The sequence below is a fragment of the Lentibacillus halophilus genome (assembly GCF_039522485.1).
Lineage (GTDB): Bacteria > Bacillota > Bacilli > Bacillales > Amphibacillaceae > Lentibacillus > Lentibacillus halophilus.
On record NZ_BAAADM010000006.1, the window covers coordinates 30433 to 50505 of the forward strand.

Here is a 20073-nt window from a genome sequence, read left to right on the forward strand (position 1 = left end):
ATATTATTATGTTTTCATTTCTTATTGTTCGTATTTTAGAGCGAAAACGTCAAAATTAATGATAATTAATAAGCTAATGACGTGCCAAATGCTCGTTTATGCTGTTTCCCCAGCGTTTTAATGATAATGATTCTCAAAATCATCGACTTCTGACTAATTAGGAAATAAACTGGACATATAAAGAATTGGGGCACTGGGCTGTATACTTACGTGTGTGTTATTTCGTCCAGAATATGCAATAGGACACTATCCCCATCAACAGAGCGACTGATGGGGATTTATTTTTAAAATAAAAAAGCAAGTGATTTCAAAAACACATCCTTGACAGTTTTTCGGGTGAAACGTATGATTATTACTGATAATGATAATCTTTATCAGTACAAACTATGCGAAGTAGGTGAGAAAAATAAATATAAGGGACAGCATTCTGGGCAGACGTACCATTTTTGATTACAAGCCTGAGAAGATTGATCACAATCTGCTTATTTCCTTATTTAATGATGCAGCATATGCACCGAATCATCATATGAAAGAACCGTGGAAGTTAAAAGTATATCAAGATGAAGCACGGTTGGTATTCGGCAGGAAAATCGTTGAAAGTTACATACGGCTTGGTTTATTAAACAACCTTTCAAAAGAAGACTTGGAAAAAGCCCGACGGAAATACGATCGCTTTTTTTATTCGATACCGCATCACATTCTTTTTTACATGGATAAAGAAAATGACGCCGGTTATCAGGATGATGAAAATTATGCTGCAGTTTGTGCATTCATTCAAAATTTTCAGTTGCTGGCATGGGAAAAAGGAATAGGAACGATGTGGACGGCCAAACCTGTATTACTCGATGAAATATTCATCAAAGCTGTCGGGTTATCGGCTGAGAAGCAACGTCTGATAGCAGTGCTTCAAGTTGGCTATCCAAACAAAATACCCCGCAGCCGCGGGAGGAAGCGAATGGATGATTCCATCGAATGGATTCAATCTCAATCAGATAATGATGAGCGAAATGCATGAAAAAATTGGTTTTTGTTACAGTGACATTGATATTGTTTGTATTGGCTGCCTGTAATGGTAATAATGAGGAACAAAATGCCGACAGTGATAATGATAATAAAGAAAATAACCTGAGCACCTGTCACGTGCTCAGGCTGCTTTTAAATATGTTGTATCAATAAAAACCCTTGCTCTAAAGAGATTCACGACAAAGCTATTGATCTTCTTGATCGCCACCCGGTTTTGACTGAGGTAAATGCTGCGTAGCTACCGCATCGCTGGCCTTTGCGTTCTTTTTTTGATTAAACAGCCGGCCTTTTCGCACTTGTTTCACCCAGAAACCACCGTGAATCTGTTTTGGTTCATAGGAAATGATAAATGCTTTCGGGTCTATTTGCTTAATCGTTTCGTACAATCGCAATTCATACTTTCGGGGTGTCAAAATTTGCATGGCCAGACGATCGCCTTCCATGCCATATGCGAACCAGCTCGTGACACCATACCCTTTGTCACGAACCTGTCTTGTAAAATCAATATCCGGATTGGAGGAAATGACATTGACGGTAATATAACCAAGCGCCAATTTTTCTTCAATTTTCGTGCCGACAATCACCCCCGTACCAAAGCCAATCGCATAAGCAACCAGATTTTGAATTTCATTTAAATTGTCCAATACAAGACCCAACCCCAAAACATAGACGACAATCTCAAACATGCTGACAAACGCAGCCATATAGCGACGATTTTTCAACGTGAGAATCATGCGCATGGTGGAAAGCGACACATAAACAATATTGATGATCAGAATAATCGTAACCATAGCTATGGCATTATCAAGCAATATAACCCCTCCTTCATTGATGGTCACACAGGAAATCAGTTAACGACAGCTCACGATTTTATTCACCGGACGACGCGCCTATGCATAGATTGTAAAGAGTATTTGCCGAATGGGGGTATCATCATGGATCCATTTCAACAAATGACTGACTGGCGAAGGAATATGGATCACTTTTTCGGTGAGCAATTCTGGAATGAATTTGAACATATCGTCAAACCAACAATACCAGCCATCAATATGTATCAGTACGATCATGAAATCATATGCATCGCCAGCATGCCGGGGTTAAGAGATCTTAACAAGATTGACATCTATGTGGATCATGCAACCCTGGAACTTAAGGGAGCCATTGACATAGCTTATACCGGCGGGACGGTTATTAAAGACGAAATTCTTCAAGGTGTTTTTGAACGGGAGGTGACGTTGCCATTCCCCGTACGAAAAGATAAAGTGCATGCCAACTATCGCAACGGCCTACTGATCATTCATTTACACCGACTTATATCGGAGGAAACCAACCGCAGCAAAGTGTCCATCCAATTGGACGATGATGACTAGCCGTTTTACTGACGTTTTTCATTTTATTGTATCCTCATGACGGAAAAAATAGCAATTCAAACATGTCTTGACTATCGGAAAAAGACGCGGAACCAATTCATGATAGTCCCGCGCCTTTTCTATTATTAACTCAAAAATATAAAGTAAAAAATAAAGATAATAAACAATCCATACATGACCGGATTAATTTCCTTGCGGCGTCCTTTCAAAAGCATCGTGATCGGATAAAAAACAAATCCAATCGCTATACCTGTGGCGATGCTGTACGCGAGGGGCATCGAAACAATCGTCAAAAACGACGGAACCGCGATTTCAAACTGATCCCAGGCGATGTCTTTGAGGGAAGCAGACATGAGCACCCCGACAATGATCAATGCCGGTGCTGTCACTTGCGGTGTGACAACACTTAATAACGGTGAGAAAAACAGTGCAAGAAGAAAGAATCCTGCCGTTACAATGGAAGCAAACCCTGTCCGGCCGCCCGCACCAACGCCGGCCGTGGATTCAATATACGATGTTGTTGTCGATGTTCCGATAACCGCACCAGCAACAGTCGCAGCCGAATCGGCAAACAATGCTTTTCCGGCACGCGGAAGCTTATTATTCCTCATCAGACCCGCCTGTGTGGCAACCGCAACAAGCGTACCGGCCGTATCAAAGAAATCAACAAACAAAAACGTTAAAATGACGACAAGCATATTAAGCGTAAAAATATCATCGAAATGCGAAATCGCCTGTCCAAATGTCGGCGCTACACTTGGAACATCACCGACAATCCCGCTAAGACCCGAGGGCGGATCAATCAAGCCCGTGACCATACCAACGACCGTTGTGATAATCATGCCGTAAAAAATACCGCCTTTTATATTCAGGCTCAGTAAAATGACCGACATAACGATACCGAAGACTGCGAGAAGGACGGTCGGCGAGGTCAGGTTCCCAAGGGCTACCAACGTGTCCTCATCACCGACAATAATGCCGGCATTTTGAAAGCCGATAAAAGCAATATAAAGACCTATTCCAGCACCAACAGCCATTTTCAAATTGGATGGTATAGCATTGATCACTTTTTGTCTGAGGCCGGTCAGTGTCAACACAATAAATATTAATCCGGATGCCAACACACCGGCCAAAGCGGTTTCCCAAGGTATTCCGTAGCCCAAGATAACCGTATAGGCAAAAAACGCATTCAATCCCATTCCGGGCGCCAGAGCGATTGGATATTTTGCAAAGACCCCCATGATCAGTGTCCCGAGTGCAGCAGCTATAGCTGTCGCCGTAAACACTGCCCCTTGGTCAATCCGTGTCATCCCTTCCGGCAGTTCGTCGACACTGACGAGAGCCAATGTGGAAGGGTTAACGAATAAAATATACGCCATCGCTAAAAATGTGGTCATGCCAGCCATAAATTCCTGCCTGTAATTCGTATTCAGTTCGTTAAAGCGAAAATACTTCCTCAAAGGTTCTCCCCCCAGCTTTTCTGTTTATTCCTATATAGCATTTCTTAATGTTCAGCCAAAAGACGTGACCTCGTGGGCGTTTTCTGCCTCCACTCTCTCCTTCGTGGCCGATGTCCTCAGGGTTACGTCACGTTTATAAAATAAACATCCGAACAAACAGACATGCCATTTATTCACGTATAAACATCAAATAAAAAAACACTCCTGCCCTGGGACAAGAGTGGCTGAAAAAGCAATACAAGCGTTAGTCATTAGAAACATCATCATTTCAACCAGCCTCATAATGACATGCTTGCGTAGTCGGATCATTTACGGTGATCCGGTAGAAACGCTCTGGGCCATATCCCCGAAGTTATACGCCATGTTTTATTTACGAGGCGAGTTTACGTGAAAAAAGAGAAAACGTCAATATAAATTGCGAACTTTTATTTATCTATTCGTCTCAACATTCGTATTTTACTCCCATTCAATGGTTGACGGCGGCTTACTGGTGACATCATACACAACGCGGTTGATTTGTTCAACATCATTGACGAGCCTTGTGGAAATCTTCTCCAATATCTCCCATGGAATACGCGCCCAGTCCGATGTCATGCCGTCGACCGACGTCACGGCCCGAATGCCGATGGTATAATCGTAGGTGCGCACGTCCCCCATAACGCCGACACTGCGGATATCCGGAAGAACAGTGAAATATTGCCAGATGTCGCGTTCCAACCCGGCTGCGGCAATTTCTTCACGAAGAATGGCATCCGATTCACGAACAATCTCGAGTTTTTCCCTGGTGACTTCGCCCAAAACACGAATACCAAGTCCCGGACCGGGGAACGGCTGCCGCCAAACGATCGTTTCCGGCAATCCCAGCTGCAGACCAAGCTCACGGACTTCATCTTTGAACAGGGTATTCAACGGTTCAATCAGATCAAATTGCATATGTTCCGGCAATCCCCCGACATTATGATGGGATTTAATCGTCTGCGCTGTTTCCGTGCCGCTTTCAATCACATCGGTATACAGCGTTCCCTGTGCCAGAAAATCAATGTCGGTCAGTTTATCCGCTTCGTCGTCGAAAACATAAATAAATTCGTTGCCGATAATTTTTCGCTTCTGTTCCGGGTCCGTAACATTTTCCAGCTTGGACAGGAACCGATCAGCAGCATCGATCTTAATAAAATTCATATCAAAGTCGTCTGAAAAGGTTGTTGTCACGTCCTCAGCCTCATTTTTGCGCAGGAGACCATGATCAACAAAGATACATGTCAACTGATTGCCGATCGCTTTATGAATAAGCGCAGCAACAACGGATGAGTCCACCCCACCACTCAAGGCGCACAGTACATTCCGGTCTCCCACTTGATGGCGGATTTCCTCGACCTTCATGTCAATAAAATTGTCGATGGTCCAATCACCGATGCATCCGCAAACATTGTACACAAATTGGCGCAGCAACGTATCGCCGTGGTCGGTATGGTGCACCTCCGGGTGAAACTGCACCCCATACAGCCGATGGTCTTGATCACTCATCGCCGCAATCGGTGTGGACGGACTGGTGGCATCGATCCGAAATGATCGCGGTGCTTCCAACACTTTATCGCCATGACTCATCCAAACAGTCTGCGTCGTTGGTGTGTTTTGAAACAACGTCGGCTCACTCTGCAGATTGATCTCCGCCTTTCCATACTCCCGGTTAGCCGCTTTAGACACATCACCGCCGAAATGCGATGCCATCAGCTGCATTCCATAGCATATACCTAACACCGGAATACCCAATTCAAAAATATCCGGGTCACAACGGAAACTCTGTTCATCATACACACTGTGCGGACCACCCGATAAAATAATACCACTCGGATTCATCTCCTTAATGGCATCAGCGCTTATCCGGTGTGAATGTAACTCACTATATACACCATGCTCTCTGATTCGTCTTGTAATCAGTTGATTATACTGGCTACCGAAATCCAGCACGACAACTTTTTCATTGTGTTCCATGTCATTTCGCTCCATTCTATGGCAATTACCATCTGCGTTTTAGCTTTTCCTGTTTTTCTTAATCGTTTTGTCAAAGCATAGTCCGTCTTCAGCATCAAGGCAGGGGCCGATGCTTTCGCAAAAATGTCAGCTTATATTATCGAGGATATATGATGCTTATCGTTTATTATCGTCATAACGAACAATATTTTACTAAGCAATCAATGGGACGTCAAGAAAGTATCTGATCCATCAACTGTTTCCACCACTGCAACCAGTCATTCGTTTCCCGCATATACAGCTCATTATTGTACAGCACTCGTTCATAATATAGGGTCAATGGTTTCATAGCCTCCATATTATAGTGTTTGTCAACTTGTTCAGCAAATTCCCTTAGTGTCTGCCCCGGATATTTCGGCATGCCATAATGGGCCAATGCCTTCAGTAGATAATGATACGCGTCCTGGAATGCTTTTGCATCGTTTTTCCGCTGCAGTTTCCGGAATACGTATGCCGTCATCCATCGAAAACGCCAGCGGTAGGCAAGCCATGCAGCAACTGCTATCAAAAGGATACCGGCCAGTATATACCACCCGTTCCGGATCCACCCTGTTGCACTTTCGGCGTTTTGCGACGTTTCCGGTTCCGTTTCCTCTTCCGGTTGCTGTTCCTGGTCTTCGTTATCCGGTGCATTCAGCTCATCATCCTCTGTCGCCCCATCGTCGTTATGAAAATCTGCCAGATTGGAAAAACCTTGTGTCGGTTCAAACGGCACCCATCCTGATCCCGGAAAGTAGACTTCCACCCAAGAGTGGGCGTTAGCGTTCGTCACTTCATACACATCGTCGTCATTTGGCTTATCACCGGATTGAATAATCTTCCCGCTTGTAAAACCTTTCACCCATCGGGCGGGAATATCCAGCGAACGGAGCATAACAGTCATGGACGTGGAGTAATTGTCACAGTACCCTTCCTTTGAATGAAACAGAAATTGATCAACATAATCCTGATCTTCATCCGGAACCGGCACATTTTGTATTTGGTACGTAAAACCATTTCGGCCAAAATAGGTTTCAAGCGATTTGGCCTTGTCATAGCGATTATCATCCTGGGCCGTTATCTCCGCAGCAAGTTCCCCAACCCTGTCCGGCAATGACGAGGGCAGCTGTGTATAACGTGCCTGCACACGTTCCGTAAGGCCGCTGTCATTGTCACTCACGTCCCTGAGCTTATCCACCGAAAAGGACGGCGCCTCATACGTCACGGTATATTGGCTGAGACCAACCGCTTTTCCGTTACGTTCCGGCCTTATTTCATCAAATGTGTTATCCAACAGCCATTTTGTCGGTTGCGCTGTTTCCACGTTGTCGATTCCATAGGGGTAAACAAGTTTTTGCATCGCTTCCTGTTTTTGAAAATCCACCGTGGTCATTCGTTGCTCCGTCTTCACGGAATCCTGAAACGTGTCCAATGAAATGTTTCCATTCGGTTGTGGCTCAAAGCTTGCGTTATCCGATTTTTTCCAACCCTTCCCGGTATAAATATCTTTTGTTTCGACCCGCCAGTAATGATCATTCATCGCTGTTGCATGAAAGATTGGTGTGTCATCCTGTACGAAACCGCCACCAAGCCTGGTATCATCGCTTCCATAGCCAATTTTCCGAACGGTGGAGCCGGAACCAGGACCATTTTCGGCAACATTTTGGATGAATGGAACCGGATCCGGCCATTGCGGGGAAAACTTTGGTGCCGCATAGCCGATCAATGTGGACAATGCAATAACAGCGACCAATGGAACGGTCCAAAACAATGCTTTCTTTAACCACGCAAATCGGATGGATTCCTGATCAACCACCTTATACAAATGGGACATTCCCAACGCGGCAAAGGATACGATAAAGGTACGAACAATGGCCATGTTCGCATTATACGCCGTAAATGTATCCAGCACACTCAAGTACACAAACGTCAGCATAATGAAAATGAAAATGCGCTTCATGACAATAAACCAATAATAAAGCAGATAGCTCAACATCCAGATCATGATGAGAAACAGCACACTTCGGAACATTGGTGTCAACTCATGCCATTGCCCGGAAAACAACACATTGACATTAAAACTGATCTGTGTTGCCAACGCCGTCATCCACTGACTGCCCAGAAATGGTCCCGGCAAATACAGGGCATCCAGTATCACAAGCATACCAATTCCTTTTAACGGAATGGAGAGCCACCAAGTCACATGAAGCATGGATAAAAGAAAACAAAAAAGTGTGTATAAGATAAATACAGTCAGATTGGTTACGTCACCAATCTCCCGCACCGGGTAGAGCCATTCCAAAAACAGAAGAAAAGCACATATATACAATAATGAGGTGAACAGAAAAGGAACTTTTGTGTTCAAGTCATCATCACCTCAATCGTTTTTTGACTTAGTTCGTTTTCGGTCTGTACATTAACGGTCACGCCTTCCAAACGAAGCTGCCGGATAATCATCTGTACATCGTGTGTTAGCCAAGAAGATCCTTGAATCAAAACAACCGCTATTTTTTTCATGCGTCGACCGGTTTGCCGTATCATTTCCGGAAATGATGAATCCATATGAGTTGTCACCAGAATCATGACAGCACTCGAGGGCAACTGCATGATTTCTTCACGCAATCTCACCGGAGACGAAACGTTCCCACCCGGATGAAGCCTCGTCAAATACCGATTGATCCAATCCTGGTTCAATGGGTCCTGAGTCAATGGAAAATATGCCGCTTGTTCGCCCACAGACAAAAAGCCTGCTTGCGATGTTTGTTTACGTATCACACCGAGCAAGGACAACGTCAGCTCCACAGCCGCCTCAAACGCCAGTTCATTCATGCCCTGGTAGCGACAGGCATCCAACACAATCACTGTGTCCGTCCGTTTTTCCTGTTCAAATTCCTTGGTAATCAACGTATTCTTTTTCGCTGTCTGCTTCCAGTCAATCCAGGAAAACTTGTCTCCCGGCGTGTACTCGCGAATGCCTGCTGCCACATTGGTATTTTTCGCACTCATGGCCTGGGACGGGACCGCTTCCTGTTCAACGCGGGTGGTGTTTTCCGGAATTCGGACAGGGCGCTCATTCGGAAATGCCGTTAACCGATCCGCTGTTTGAAATACATGCTCTTTCGTCACCATTCCAAACATATCCCCGGTCCGGATCCGAATTGACGTCAGTTTATGTTCCCCGCGCGGAACCTGCTCGATCACATAGGGAAGTTTAATGGTACGCCGGAACCCGGGGAAAATGATCTTTTTAATGGTGCGATTCACATGCCGCTTATCCGGTCTGTCCAGATCAGAATAACGCTCTGGGGCACCACCCACCTCCTGCAATGTATCGGGAAAAACCTCTTCAAAAATACAATAATATAGTGGAAAAGGAGTGGAACGCTTGATCCGGATGGTCACAGAAACTCGGTCACCGGCACGGATAACACGACGGGAGAGTTCCCGCGTTACCTTCCACTTTTGTATCGGATATAATAGTAGGCCAAGATGATATAAAAAAATAGGCAAAAAACCAAAAAAGAGAAACCAGCTGACAAAGCCACCTTGAAACATGGCAAACGAAAAAAGAAGCAAAAACAAAATAATGGCAAACGCTAGCTTTCCCACGAATTGGATTATTGCTTTCATGAATGAAATTCCTTCCGTATCGGCACCTGTGTATTTTTAATCACCATTTCAATGACCTGATGGCTTGAAAGACCGTCATACTTAGCTTCACCGGTTAAAATAATCCGGTGGGCCAGAACGAACGGCGCAAGGTATTTGACATCATCCGGCAGCACATAATCACGCCCCTGAATATAGGCATAGGCCTTCGCAGCCTTCATAAGAGCAATGGATCCACGAGGGCTGGCACCGAGATAAATAGATGCATCATCGCGGGTAGCGGTTACTAGTTTAATAATATAAAACTGTACATTCTCATCCATATATATATGGTTTACCTCGTCCTGGATAGCTAACAATTCTTCCTGATTCATAACAGCTGACAGATAGTCGATTGGGTGGTCTTTGGACGTCAAACCAAGCATTTGCATCTCTTGTTCAGCTGATGGATAACCCAATCGCATTTTTAAAATAAACCGGTCAAGTTGGGCTTCGGGCAACGGGTAGGTGCCTTCATACTCAATCGGGTTTTGGGTTGCCATAACGAAGAACGGTTCCTTGAGCGAAAACGTGGTACCATCAACCGTTACATTCTTTTCTTCCATGGCTTCCAGAAGGGCGGATTGTGTCTTGGGTGAGGTGCGATTGATTTCATCGGCTAGAACCACGTTCCCGAGTATTGGTCCGGCCCGAAACTCAAATTCCATTTCTTTCGGATTATAAATGGAAACACCGGTTACATCGGTTGGCAGTAAGTCAGGTGTGAACTGAATCCGTCTGAAATCACAACCCAATGATTTGGCAAGGGCTCTGACAAGCATGGTCTTACCAACACCCGGCACGTCTTCCAGCAAAACGTGTCCCTTGGCCAACAGAGCAACCAGGCTCAGCACCGCTTCTTTTTGTTTCCCGACGATGACATTATTTATATTGGTTAACACGCGTTCGATTTTTTCATTATAAACAGCAGTATCCTGCATGAGCCAAAACTCCTTCCCCATCTTTAGCACGTATACACTTTTTATCATACTAAAAATGGCCTATAAAGTAAAAGCGAATTCTCACCAGTCGGCTCATGTACTTGTCATCATTGGGTTCCCTTTCTGACCTACCCAAATATCCGATTGCTCAAGCTGGAAGGCTAGTTGCAACAGTTTATTTTCGTCACCTTTGGACGCCATAACCTGGACACCAAGGGGCAGCTGTTCTTCCGACAGATGAACCGGAACCGACATAGCCGGCTGGCCGGTCAAATTAGCCAATTGCGAGAACGGTGTGTACGTCAGGCTTGGAAGAAAGATGTCCCAAATCAACTGTTGCTGATCGTTTCCCTCTGCTTCGTTCATTTTTCGGCGCCATTCTTCCTGTTCTGCCGGCGAATGCGACAGTTCGCCTATTTTCGGTGCTGTGTACGCTGTGGCAGGCGTTATATACAAATCATAGGTCCGATGCAGTGCTTCCATGGATGCCGCTGCCGTGTCCCATGATTTCAAACTGTCGGAAAAGGCTGCAGCTGACACAGATTTTCCGGCCTCATGCATTAACCACGTTTCGATTTCCATATCGTCAGCAGTGAGTGTTCGTCCCATGGCGTATTCCAGCCGCTGGGTTACGGATGAAATTTCCCCGCTGTTCATAGTATAGTAATCTTGCATTAACCGAATACCATCCACGCCATTATCTGTTTCTTCCACAATATGCCCTTGCTGCTCCAGCCATCCGACCGTTTTTTCCACCGCTTTTCGTGCGTCTCTGGAAACCGGTGTGTCAACCGGCGACGTCATTGTATAGGCAATCCGAAGCGGCTGCTTAAACGGGGCTGCTATCGCTTCTTGGTACGAACCGGAAAACAAAGGGGTCTGAAATGCCGCTTCCGGCTGGACAACCTGTGACACATCCAGCAATGCAGCACTGTCCCGCACATTCCGGCTGAGTGCAAAATCAATCGACGCCCCCTGCCATTGCCGTCCTGCACCAGGGCCAACAGGTGTACGTCCGCGTGTCGGCTTCAACCCGAACAGGCCGGTAAATGAGGCCGGGATGCGAATCGAGCCCCCACCGTCACTTGCACCGGCAGCCGGAACGACACCAGCAGCAACGGCCGCCGCAGCCCCGCCACTGGAACCACCGGGGGAATGCGTCGTATCCCAAGGATTTCTTGATGGACCATGCAACTCTGGTTCGGTCGTATTTTTCAGACCAAATTCCGGTGTGTTCGTATGCCCCATCATGAGCAGACCTGATTCCCGGAGTCGCCGGACGTAATGGGAATCCGTTTTACTGACTGTTTTTTTCAACAATCGGGATGACGATGTAATTTGTTCTCCGGCCAATGACTGGGACAAATTTTTCAATAAAAACGGTACTCCGCTAAAAGGCTGTCCATTCGTTATGTCATCCGCTTCAGCCATCACCCGATCTTTCCGGTCATGGACGACCGCATTTAAAGACGGATTCACTTGTTCCAACCGTGTGAAAGCCGCTTCCAACAGCTCACAAGGACGAATCTCCTTCATGTTCACCAACTCAGCCATATCTCTTGCTTGCAAACGTGCGTACGTCTCGAACTTCAACGATACTCCTCCACTTCTTTATCAGATGATCCCATTGTATCACGTGTTAGAGCCAGTTCCGACGACGTGCATGAATGATTGCCTTATCTATTCGTCCTGGTTGTCTTTCTTCCAGGGCGGATCGCCGTAGTGATGAAGTTTTTGGTTCACTTTATAGATCGTATACGGGATGATAAAAACAAGAAACGCATTTAAAAACACCCACATGTCCGGAATGTGTTCAAGCACCGCATGCCACATGGCCACACCTCCTATTTTTTCGACTGATCCGTAACCCCCGTAGTTTTAATGGTGATATCCGATGCAACATCGATGTCCGCTTCAGAAAAATAATTTTGTCCGCGATCCCAGTCCTTCTTTACTGTTTGCCACACGTCATAATGGTATTTATGCAATTTCCGGCCCACTCCCAAAATGTCAGCCTTCCATTCGTTCTGAGCTTTTTTTATAGTTGTTTTCATGAGCTTCTCCATCTTCTTTTCGGCTTTCTTTCCCATCGTTTGGAGTCTTTTTTCGTTTTGTAAACTTTGGCTGGCAAATGTTTCGGCTACCCTCGACTCGACATCTGTTTGGATCGACGCTTTAATAGCCGATTGTGCTTGGCTTCTGACTTTCATTGAACTAGTCACTTCCATAAGTTCCAATGTAACGGGACTATCGTCCATCTTTATTTTTATCGTGCCGCTGTGGGCCTGGCCGGTCAATAAATTATAGCCTTTTGTCGCCTTCACATTCATAACGCCGGTCATACGATTGTTATACCCATGGAAAACCCCCGCCCCTTGATACGTCATGTCATTTCCCTGTTTCGTGATTTTCGGAACAAGAAAGCTTTCTTTCTTCAGCAAATATTCATGCAACCCCCCAACCCGTAGTGGTCTGATATTGCCTAAATACTTGAAATGATTATTCATGACCGATTCTATATGATTGACTGGCAGCTTTGCATTCTTAGCATCAATATTAAATATCCCCGCTGCATTTCCCTCCGTAATGGCCACTTTAACGCCTCGACGCATTTCATGATCCCGAATAAACAAATCCAGCACGCTTTCAAACATGTCTGTTTTGGCCAACTCACTGGAAAGGGAAATCAGCTTCATATTCGGTAAATACGGCGAACGGCTCGTCATAGCTCCCATTTCCCGTTCGATCGCAAGCAGACTTTTGCCGGTGGCTGCGACATTCGCATGAGCCGGCTGTCCGCCTGATGAGCCCTGACTGGGCGCTCCGATTCCGGATGGAACGACAAATTGATTCGTAAGCTTCACCTTTTTGCTTTGTGCGCTGTCTTCCGGCAAATCCAATGCTGCACCAACAACAAAGCCGCGATCCTCTATCTCCACCCGGTCCCAGCACCCGGTAAGCAACAGAATCATCAACAGACCCATGAGCACATAGCAATACGTTTGACGGTTCATTGTTTTTTCCCTCTTTTCCATTTCCGTGCTATAAAGAACAACGCCACTATAAGAATCACAACGGTAAACCCATACATACTGATAAACGTCCCAAGTGCATCAACGTCCTCATTATTTTTTGGGATCATACCAGCCATGTATATAAACGGGGAACATATAAAAATAAGCTGCATTTTACTAATTTTTGTGAACAGTTGATTCATGGCAAAAACAGCCATATCCAAAAACATGATGGTTGTATTAAAAATAGTCATGATCCAAATGACAAAGAAGACCGTTTCAAACCGTTCAAAGAACCCCCCGGGAATCTCCACATCTTTAGCCAGCTCAACCGTCGGGTATTGCAAATTGCCTGCTGTCAGATTGCCAAATGCTCCAATGCTCATGACAGCAATCACCATATATAGCGTCACTGCTATAGACATACCAATGGCGGCTTTTTTCGGAACGTTACGAGGTTTCTTCACCAATGATGTGTAAAATAGCAGAGGGGCGAATCCCATAAAAGAAAACGTGCTGCCAATGAATGCAGGCCATTGATTGCCGGCGCCGGTCGTCAAAACGGGAAACAGATTGTCAGGGTCAAACAGTCCAGACGTGAACAGTACCAAAGTTAAAATAATCAGAACAATAAACGGAAAAAACATCATATGCAACCGAAATAGCCCAGCCCTTGACCCGGAAACCGCGTATATAACAACCAATAAAAAGGTAAGAGCGATGACACCAAACGGCGTCCGGGTGAACAAATATTGCTCGGCAACGTCAGCGATGACTCGCGTTTCATAGGCGGTGGTCAACAGTCCATAAACCGCAAACAACATCGTAAACATGCTGGCTGCGGGCTTCGGGATGAGTGATGACGCATACGAATAAAAATTTTCGTGTGGAAATTGGACAGCAAGTTTCGCTACCAGCCACGTCAAAGCTATCACGAACAGCCCTGCGACCCCCAACGCGATCACCCCGTCCATGCCATTGGTCGGTGAAGTAAGTGTCCTTGGGAGCGAAAGAACACTAACGCCGATAACAACGGATGGGGTGGCAATCATTATTTCCTTATCACTGATTTGATCATCCGCATACTCAAACGTTTTCATCAGCTTTTCTCCTTATTCCTCGATTTTTTATCAACCGTCTGCATATAAGCCGGCCGTCTTGTCCGCATTGTAACCGGCGTCCGCAGTACAAGGTCTTTCCAATCGTGGAAAAAGCTTGGTGCAAAGGGACTTGAATAAGGAACCCCAATGCTTTTCAGATTGACAATATGAATATTGATCATAATGTAAACGAGAATAACACCATATAACCCAAGGAACGACGCCGCAAGCATAAAACCAAACCGGATAAGACGAAACGAAATCGTCGCACTGTATGAAGGAATGGCAAATGATGCAATAGCGGTCACCGCCACCACAATAACCATAATGGGACTGACAATCCCTGCTTGAACTGCAGCATCACCAATCACCAGCCCCCCTACAATACCGATGGTCTGGCCAATGGTTTTCGGGAGGCGGGCACCTGCTTCCCGTAGCAATTCCATCGTAAAGGCCATGATGAATGCTTCAATCGCTGCCGGGAACGGAACGCCCTCACGTGTAGCTGCAATCGAAAAAGCCAATTTAGCAGGGATTAACCCCGGATTATAAGAGACTAATGCAATATACAATGACGGCAAAAACATCGCCAGGAATGCTCCCCCATAACGCAGGAAACGGAGAAACGTCCCAATGAGCCAGCGCTCATAGTAATCTTCCGGTGACTGCAGCATGTTTCCCAATGTAACCGGTGCAACCAAAACAAACGGTGTTCCGTCCAGCATAATGGCAATTTTCCCTTGTAATAACGATGTGGCTACCCGGTCTGGCCGTTCCGTATTGGCCAACTGCGGAAATGGCGATAAAAAGCTGTCCTCGATCCACTCCTCAACGTATCCGGATTCCGGTGCATCATCAAGATCGATGGTTTTCAACCGCCGATTGACCTCCTTTACAATATCCGGATGGATGACGCCTTCTATGTACGTAACAACAAGATTCTTTTTGGAACGTCGCCCGATTTGATATGTTTTAAAGCGCAAATTTGGATCGCGAATATGCCGCCGGATCAAAATCATATTTGTGCGTAAATTTTCGATAAACCCTTCCCGAGGCCCACGGATGAGAGATTCGGTTACAGGTTCTTCGATGGCACGCATCTCCCACCCTTTTAAATCAAACATTAACGCTTGATCAACACCATCCACATAAAGAATGGCGCTGCCGTATAAAAGAGCAAATGACAATTCATCAAGGGTTTTTCCTTTACTGACATCACCTATGGATACAAGATCACTTTCGATTTCATCCAGTAACGCATGGCTATTAGTCGGAAGTTCCTGTTCCTCCGCATAGTATTGCAGATTTTTCAATATATTATTGTTTATTTCTTGTTTGTCGACCAATCCATCAATATAGACAACCGCACAGCGATGATCCTGTGATCCAAGGGAAAATGGGCGGATGACCAGGTCGTTCGGTTTTTCCAGCATGATTTCCAAGGTTTCAAGGTTTTGATCCAGATTGGCCTTCAACTCAGCATCAAATTCAATCGTTGGCTCCTGCTTCGATGGCTGTTTGTCCTTTCGTTTAAATAATGATCCAAGTCCCATATGTTTCCCTCCCAACTTTAACCGCTGCCCTTCGCTTTCCCTAAATGTTGGTTATTTATACGGTATAAGACATTTGGTATAAGCCAAACTATCCGTACAACGTTTTTTAGGAGGTCGGGCATATGAAGACAGCGACAGGAAAAAAGCATGATAAACTCGAAAAGCTGCTCTGGAGTATTGCCCTTCCCGGATTTGCTCAATTACTGAACAACAACTATTTCAAAGGGTTTATTTTTATTGCGTTGGAAATTATTATTAATGTGATGGGAAATTTTAATGAGGTCATTGTCCTTAGTTTCCATGGAGACATTCAACAAGCCATTGATCATACCAATTACCAATGGCTCATGTTTTATCCGTGTCTTTATTTTTTTGCTATGTGGGATGCCTACCGTGATGCTTCAGGTGAACGTGAACCATATATCTTTGTAGTATTCGTTTCTGCTGCCTACTTTGTCACCGTGGGATTAATTTTTTCGCCTTCATTTACCATATTTGGTGTCCTTATCGGTCCGATGTGGCTGCCAATAATGTTTTTGCCTATCGGTCTTATTGTGGGCTGGATCATGCACCGGCTATTACTTAAGCGAGGTCAATCAGCGAAATAATAAAAAAGGATTCATATACTCCTCTGCATAAGAGCCCTTTTTCTATGTGATGAATCTGACCCGCCTGAATATTAAAGACGGTCTCGACGACGTTTAGCGCCCTTGATTCTCTTATGACGTCCAATAGAGACATTCTCGAGGACATTTCTCCCCTTTAACATTCTCTATGTGGCCGAGAGAAGCGGTCTCTAGGACATTTCCCCTCCTTTAACGTTCTCTATGTGGCCGAGAGAAGTGGCCTCAAGGACATTTCCTCTCCTTAAACGTTCTCGTGTGGCTGAGAGAAGTGGCCTCAAGGACATTTCCTCTCCTTAAACGTTCTCGTGTGGCTGAGAGAAAATCATAGTCATTCCAGTTGTTATCGTACTAAAAACGTTTCCCAAACCGGCATTTCGGTCGGGAAACGTTGTACATTGCTATTTTTTTCGTCTGATACCAATAACACGGCCAGCTTCTTTCGGTTTTTCCGCCGGTGTATGATTTTCCGCCAATTCTTCAACATTGGTCCATACATCGTCCGGAAAAGGAGACGGTCGTCCGCTTTCCTGGTCAATGCCCATAAGCATTTGTTCACTCGTGGCGGCACGTTTGCCGTTTTCGCCGAATAGCTCAAAAAAGACATGAGCACGTTTGGCATCATAATCAATCATTTGCAAGTGAACCTCAAACGGTTCGTCCTGTTTCATTTCATCCAGATAACATACATGGCTTTCCAATGTGTAAATGGTATACATATGTTGCTCACGAAATGCATCAGTAATACCAATGTGTTTCATGAAACGGTCAACGCCCCAACTGAAAGCACGTACATACTCGGCGTCGTTCATGTGACCGTTGTAGTCTATCCATTCGTCGGGTACGTGATGTTGGATTATCACCTTACCATCGCTCAACGCTATTTGCCCCCTTTTTAGTTGCTGTTAGGCCTTTTCATTCACGCCTGCGGATAAATTGGCACTTGGCCAGTATTTTTCCAGAAGCTGCTGCAGTTCAATTAGAAAAGCATCCCGGCGTTCTTCCAGTTTTTCCATTTCCACATCACCAGTCTGTGCTTCACAGCCGGTAACAACTTTTTCCGACAGTTCATCAGTTAATTCCGGTGCTTCGAGTTTGGTCCAAGGCAGTTTCAAGGCCGGGCCGAACTGTTCCAGCATATGACGCATGCCTTGTTTGCCGCCGCCCATATGCAACGTCATGAATGGCCCCATCAATGCCCAGCGCAGTCCAGGGCCATACACAATGGACGCGTCAATTTCCTCCGTTGTCGCCGCACCGTCATTGACGATATGCAACGATTCGCGCCAAATAGCCTCCATCAGGCGGTCAGCAATATGCCCTTCAATTTCCTGATGAACAACGAGTGGTTTCATATTCATGCTTTCATAAAACTGCCTAGCGTTTTCAACGAACGTATCATCCGTTTTCTCACCGCCAACCAGTTCAACAAGCGGCATAAGATAAACCGGATTAAACGGGTGCGCAACGATGACCCGCTCCGGATGATGCACACAATCAGCCTGCAATGTACTGGGCAGGATACCGGATGTGCTTGACGCGATAACAGCATTCTGCGGGGCATAGTGATCAATTGACGCAATCACGCTTCGTTTTAATTCTTCACGTTCGGGAACATTTTCCTGAATAAAATCAGCTTGAGCCAGAGCTTTTTGCAAATCCGGCTCGAAAATGAGATTATCCTGAGAAGCCCCGTCTGCGAGCCCCATTTTTTCCACCGAGCTCCAAGACCGTTTAACGGAATCCCGCGTACGCGCCTCCGCTTCCGGGTCCGGATCGGAGGCAATTACACGGTAACCGTTGGCCAGAAATCTGGTGATCCAACCATTGCCGATAACACCTGTACCGACAATGGTAATTTGTTTGATGGATGATGGTGCAGTCATGTTAGTCTTCCTTTCCGTGTGGATTACGCAAATTTAATTCTTCCCGGGCTTCTGCCGGTGTCATGAGATCTGATCCAAGCGTTTCAACAATGCCGGCCGCTTTATCAACCAGTTGTTCATTGGTTGCCAGCTGGCCTTTTTTCAAGTACAGGTTATCTTCCAGGCCGACACGAATGTTGCCACCTTGCAGGACGGATTCGGCGACCATCGGCATTTGCATCCGGCCAATTCCGAACGATGCCCATCTGCCGTTTTCTGGGATGCGGCTTTTCATATAAGCCAATGTCTCCGCATCAGCTGCTGCTCCCCATGGAATGCCCAAGCAAAATTGATAAAGCGGATCCTCGTCGATAAGGCCTTCCTTAATGAGCTGGTTCGCAAAACGTACATGCCCTGTGTCAAAGCATTCTAGCTCCGGTTTCACACCGCTTTCCTGGATGAGTTTAGCTTGCCGGCGCAACCAGTCCGTCGGGCCAACATACATCATATCGCCAATGTTCGTACTGCCGCAGTCGAGGGTGCACATCTCCGGCAGAAGTTCACCTACCGGCTCATGGCGTTCTTCCGGTGTCTGTATATCCGTTCCTTCGCCACCTCTGGTTGGATCGGCATCGCTTGGAATCCAGTCACCGCCGCCGCCGGACGTAATATTAATAATGACATCCGTTTCCGATTCACGAATGCGTTCCACCGTCTCGCGGAACAAGTTGACGTCGTGACTCAGTTGCCCGGTTTCCGGATCTCGCACATGAATATGAGCGATTGTGGCCCCGGCTTTCGCTGCTTTAATCGCTGAATCGGCGATTTCTTTCGGTGTCACCGGCACATCCGGATTTTTGGACGTCGTCTCTCCAGCTCCTGTCAATGCACATGAAAGCATTACTTTTTTACTCATTCGAATCTCCTCCTGCTCGCTTTTTGGGTACATAATTAAATATTTCGCCGCTCTCAAAGAAGTCGGTTACGCGGCGTATCCAATCATAATATTCCGTCCATTCATGGAGTTCCGCTAACAAGTCATTAATCGCCTGTTCGTCCTCATCCGACAATTCCGGCTGTTGCTGAAGCTCGTCCAGTTTTTTCATCAAACGCTGTTCAAAATGACGGCTCCGGCTGATGGCTTTTTGCCAAGTCGACGTAAAAATGGAAATAAACGTCTGGTAGTAATCCTCTTCAACCTGGTAAAGATCTTTGCGGACACCTTTCTTAAAGACCCGTTCAGCCACATTCATATCCATCATTTCCCGGACAACCTGACTCATCCTAGTTTTGCTCATTCCGGTTTCATCGGATAATTCATCAAGTGTCATCGGTTCCCCGTTCATATAAATAATTCCCAGAACACGACCAACACTTGTTGGTGCACCGAACGCATTCATATTATCTGTTATTTTTTCAATAAATTGCGTTCGTATGTCTTCAATTTTTTCCATGTTATCACCTGT

19 protein-coding genes and 1 riboswitch are annotated in these 20073 nt (G+C 45.7%); of the genes, 4 read left to right on the forward strand and 15 right to left on the reverse strand.

Features of this window, described 5'->3' with window-relative positions:
* Window positions 1-397 precede the first annotated feature (397 nt).
* Both ABDZ72_RS01625 and ABDZ72_RS01630 read left to right on the forward strand, forming a co-directional pair.
* Complete coding sequence (locus ABDZ72_RS01625) at window positions 398-1015, forward strand: nitroreductase family protein (RefSeq protein WP_343750738.1); 618 nt, start codon at window positions 398-400, stop codon at window positions 1013-1015.
* A complete protein-coding gene (locus ABDZ72_RS01630) occupies window positions 1012-1176 on the forward strand; it encodes a hypothetical protein (RefSeq protein ID WP_343750739.1) in 165 nt (54 codons plus the stop codon). The genes ABDZ72_RS01625 and ABDZ72_RS01630 overlap by 4 nt, the downstream gene beginning before the upstream one ends.
* Window positions 1177-1208: 32 nt before the next feature.
* Here ABDZ72_RS01630 and ABDZ72_RS01635 read toward each other — a convergent pair whose 3' ends face one another.
* Window positions 1209-1835: a DUF2179 domain-containing protein gene (locus tag ABDZ72_RS01635; RefSeq protein ID WP_343750741.1), complete on the reverse strand. Its 627-nt coding sequence runs from the start codon at window positions 1833-1835 to the stop codon at window positions 1209-1211.
* 123 nt (window positions 1836-1958) lie between these two features.
* Here ABDZ72_RS01635 and ABDZ72_RS01640 point away from each other — a divergent pair, with 123 nt between their 5' ends.
* Window positions 1959-2393, forward strand: a complete 435-nt coding sequence (locus ABDZ72_RS01640) for an Hsp20/alpha crystallin family protein (RefSeq protein ID WP_343750742.1) — start codon at window positions 1959-1961, stop codon at window positions 2391-2393.
* A 125-nt stretch (window positions 2394-2518) separates the two neighbouring features.
* Here the strand turns inward: ABDZ72_RS01640 and ABDZ72_RS01645 are convergent, their stop codons facing one another.
* The 10 genes from ABDZ72_RS01645 to ABDZ72_RS01690 all read right to left on the reverse strand — a co-directional run bounded on the left by ABDZ72_RS01645 (window position 2519) and on the right by ABDZ72_RS01690 (window position 16119).
* Complete coding sequence (locus ABDZ72_RS01645; RefSeq protein WP_343750744.1) at window positions 2519-3853, reverse strand: NCS2 family permease; 1335 nt, start codon at window positions 3851-3853, stop codon at window positions 2519-2521.
* 277 nt (window positions 3854-4130) lie between these two features.
* Window positions 4131-4233: riboswitch (purine riboswitch) on the reverse strand.
* Between the two features lie 76 nt (window positions 4234-4309).
* A complete protein-coding gene (gene guaA / locus ABDZ72_RS01650) occupies window positions 4310-5845 on the reverse strand; it encodes a glutamine-hydrolyzing GMP synthase (protein ID WP_343750746.1) in 1536 nt (511 codons plus the stop codon).
* A gap of 211 nt (window positions 5846-6056) precedes the next feature.
* Window positions 6057-8228, reverse strand: a complete 2172-nt coding sequence (locus ABDZ72_RS01655; RefSeq protein WP_343750748.1) for a transglutaminase TgpA family protein — start codon at window positions 8226-8228, stop codon at window positions 6057-6059.
* A complete protein-coding gene (locus tag ABDZ72_RS01660; RefSeq protein WP_343750749.1) occupies window positions 8225-9493 on the reverse strand; it encodes a DUF58 domain-containing protein in 1269 nt (422 codons plus the stop codon). The genes ABDZ72_RS01655 and ABDZ72_RS01660 overlap by 4 nt, the downstream gene beginning before the upstream one ends.
* Window positions 9490-10452 carry an AAA family ATPase gene (locus tag ABDZ72_RS01665; RefSeq protein ID WP_343750750.1) on the reverse strand — a complete coding sequence of 321 codons (963 nt, stop codon included), beginning with the start codon at window positions 10450-10452 and terminating at the stop codon, window positions 9490-9492. Before ABDZ72_RS01665 ends, ABDZ72_RS01660 begins: the two co-directional genes overlap by 4 nt.
* A 93-nt stretch (window positions 10453-10545) precedes the next feature.
* Window positions 10546-12045 carry an amidase gene (locus ABDZ72_RS01670; protein ID WP_425542325.1) on the reverse strand — a complete coding sequence of 500 codons (1500 nt, stop codon included), beginning with the start codon at window positions 12043-12045 and terminating at the stop codon, window positions 10546-10548.
* Between the two features lie 87 nt (window positions 12046-12132).
* On the reverse strand, window positions 12133-12285 hold the full coding sequence (locus ABDZ72_RS01675; protein ID WP_343750751.1) for a hypothetical protein: 153 nt from the start codon (window positions 12283-12285) through the stop codon (window positions 12133-12135).
* Between the two features lie 11 nt (window positions 12286-12296).
* On the reverse strand, window positions 12297-13466 hold the full coding sequence (locus ABDZ72_RS01680; protein WP_343750753.1) for a Ger(x)C family spore germination protein: 1170 nt from the start codon (window positions 13464-13466) through the stop codon (window positions 12297-12299).
* Window positions 13463-14566 carry a GerAB/ArcD/ProY family transporter gene (locus ABDZ72_RS01685; protein WP_343750755.1) on the reverse strand — a complete coding sequence of 368 codons (1104 nt, stop codon included), beginning with the start codon at window positions 14564-14566 and terminating at the stop codon, window positions 13463-13465. Before ABDZ72_RS01685 ends, ABDZ72_RS01680 begins: the two co-directional genes overlap by 4 nt.
* Complete coding sequence (locus ABDZ72_RS01690) at window positions 14566-16119, reverse strand: spore germination protein (RefSeq protein WP_343750756.1); 1554 nt, start codon at window positions 16117-16119, stop codon at window positions 14566-14568. The genes ABDZ72_RS01685 and ABDZ72_RS01690 overlap by 1 nt, the downstream gene beginning before the upstream one ends.
* 122 nt (window positions 16120-16241) lie before the next feature.
* Between ABDZ72_RS01690 and ABDZ72_RS01695 the strand changes: the two genes are divergently transcribed.
* A complete protein-coding gene (locus ABDZ72_RS01695) occupies window positions 16242-16727 on the forward strand; it encodes a hypothetical protein (RefSeq protein WP_343750757.1) in 486 nt (161 codons plus the stop codon).
* 416 nt (window positions 16728-17143) lie between these two features.
* On the opposite strand, the gene ABDZ72_RS01700 is transcribed toward ABDZ72_RS01695, so the two are convergent.
* Genes ABDZ72_RS01700 through ABDZ72_RS01715 form a run of 4 tightly spaced genes read right to left on the reverse strand, consistent with a single transcriptional unit; the run spans window position 17144 to window position 20061 of the window.
* The gene (locus tag ABDZ72_RS01700; protein ID WP_343750760.1) at window positions 17144-17620 is read right to left on the reverse strand and encodes a thioesterase family protein; all 477 of its coding nucleotides are present in this window, start codon (window positions 17618-17620) and stop codon (window positions 17144-17146) included.
* A gap of 27 nt (window positions 17621-17647) precedes the next feature.
* Window positions 17648-18628: a 3-hydroxyacyl-CoA dehydrogenase NAD-binding domain-containing protein gene (locus ABDZ72_RS01705; protein ID WP_343750761.1), complete on the reverse strand. Its 981-nt coding sequence runs from the start codon at window positions 18626-18628 to the stop codon at window positions 17648-17650.
* 1 nt (window position 18629) lies between these two features.
* The gene (locus tag ABDZ72_RS01710) at window positions 18630-19523 is read right to left on the reverse strand and encodes a beta-keto acid cleavage family enzyme (RefSeq protein WP_343750762.1); all 894 of its coding nucleotides are present in this window, start codon (window positions 19521-19523) and stop codon (window positions 18630-18632) included.
* A complete protein-coding gene (locus ABDZ72_RS01715) occupies window positions 19516-20061 on the reverse strand; it encodes a GbsR/MarR family transcriptional regulator (RefSeq protein WP_425542327.1) in 546 nt (181 codons plus the stop codon). The genes ABDZ72_RS01710 and ABDZ72_RS01715 overlap by 8 nt, the downstream gene beginning before the upstream one ends.
* Between the last annotated feature and the right edge of the window lie 12 nt (window positions 20062-20073).

Excerpts from the sequence above, each read along its gene's own strand:
- ABDZ72_RS01690 (WP_343750756.1), bottom strand. The coding sequence starts at position 16,119 with ATGGGACTTGGATCATTATTTAAACGAAAGGACAAACAGCCATCGAAG.
- guaA (WP_343750746.1), bottom strand. The coding sequence starts at position 5,845 with ATGGAACACAATGAAAAAGTTGTCGTGCTGGATTTCGGTAGCCAGTAT.
- ABDZ72_RS01640 (WP_343750742.1), top strand. The coding sequence starts at position 1,959 with ATGGATCCATTTCAACAAATGACTGACTGGCGAAGGAATATGGATCAC.
- ABDZ72_RS01665 (WP_343750750.1), bottom strand. The coding sequence starts at position 10,452 with ATGCAGGATACTGCTGTTTATAATGAAAAAATCGAACGCGTGTTAACC.
- ABDZ72_RS01630 (WP_343750739.1), top strand. The coding sequence starts at position 1,012 with ATGAAAAAATTGGTTTTTGTTACAGTGACATTGATATTGTTTGTATTG.
- ABDZ72_RS01710 (WP_343750762.1), bottom strand. The coding sequence starts at position 19,523 with ATGAGTAAAAAAGTAATGCTTTCATGTGCATTGACAGGAGCTGGAGAG.
- ABDZ72_RS01705 (WP_343750761.1), bottom strand. The coding sequence starts at position 18,628 with ATGACTGCACCATCATCCATCAAACAAATTACCATTGTCGGTACAGGT.
- ABDZ72_RS01695 (WP_343750757.1), top strand. The coding sequence starts at position 16,242 with ATGAAGACAGCGACAGGAAAAAAGCATGATAAACTCGAAAAGCTGCTC.
- ABDZ72_RS01660 (WP_343750749.1), bottom strand. The coding sequence starts at position 9,493 with ATGAAAGCAATAATCCAATTCGTGGGAAAGCTAGCGTTTGCCATTATT.
- ABDZ72_RS01715 (WP_425542327.1), bottom strand. The coding sequence starts at position 20,061 with ATGGAAAAAATTGAAGACATACGAACGCAATTTATTGAAAAAATAACA.
- ABDZ72_RS01680 (WP_343750753.1), bottom strand. The coding sequence starts at position 13,466 with ATGAACCGTCAAACGTATTGCTATGTGCTCATGGGTCTGTTGATGATT.
- ABDZ72_RS01675 (WP_343750751.1), bottom strand. The coding sequence starts at position 12,285 with ATGTGGCATGCGGTGCTTGAACACATTCCGGACATGTGGGTGTTTTTA.
- ABDZ72_RS01685 (WP_343750755.1), bottom strand. The coding sequence starts at position 14,566 with ATGAAAACGTTTGAGTATGCGGATGATCAAATCAGTGATAAGGAAATA.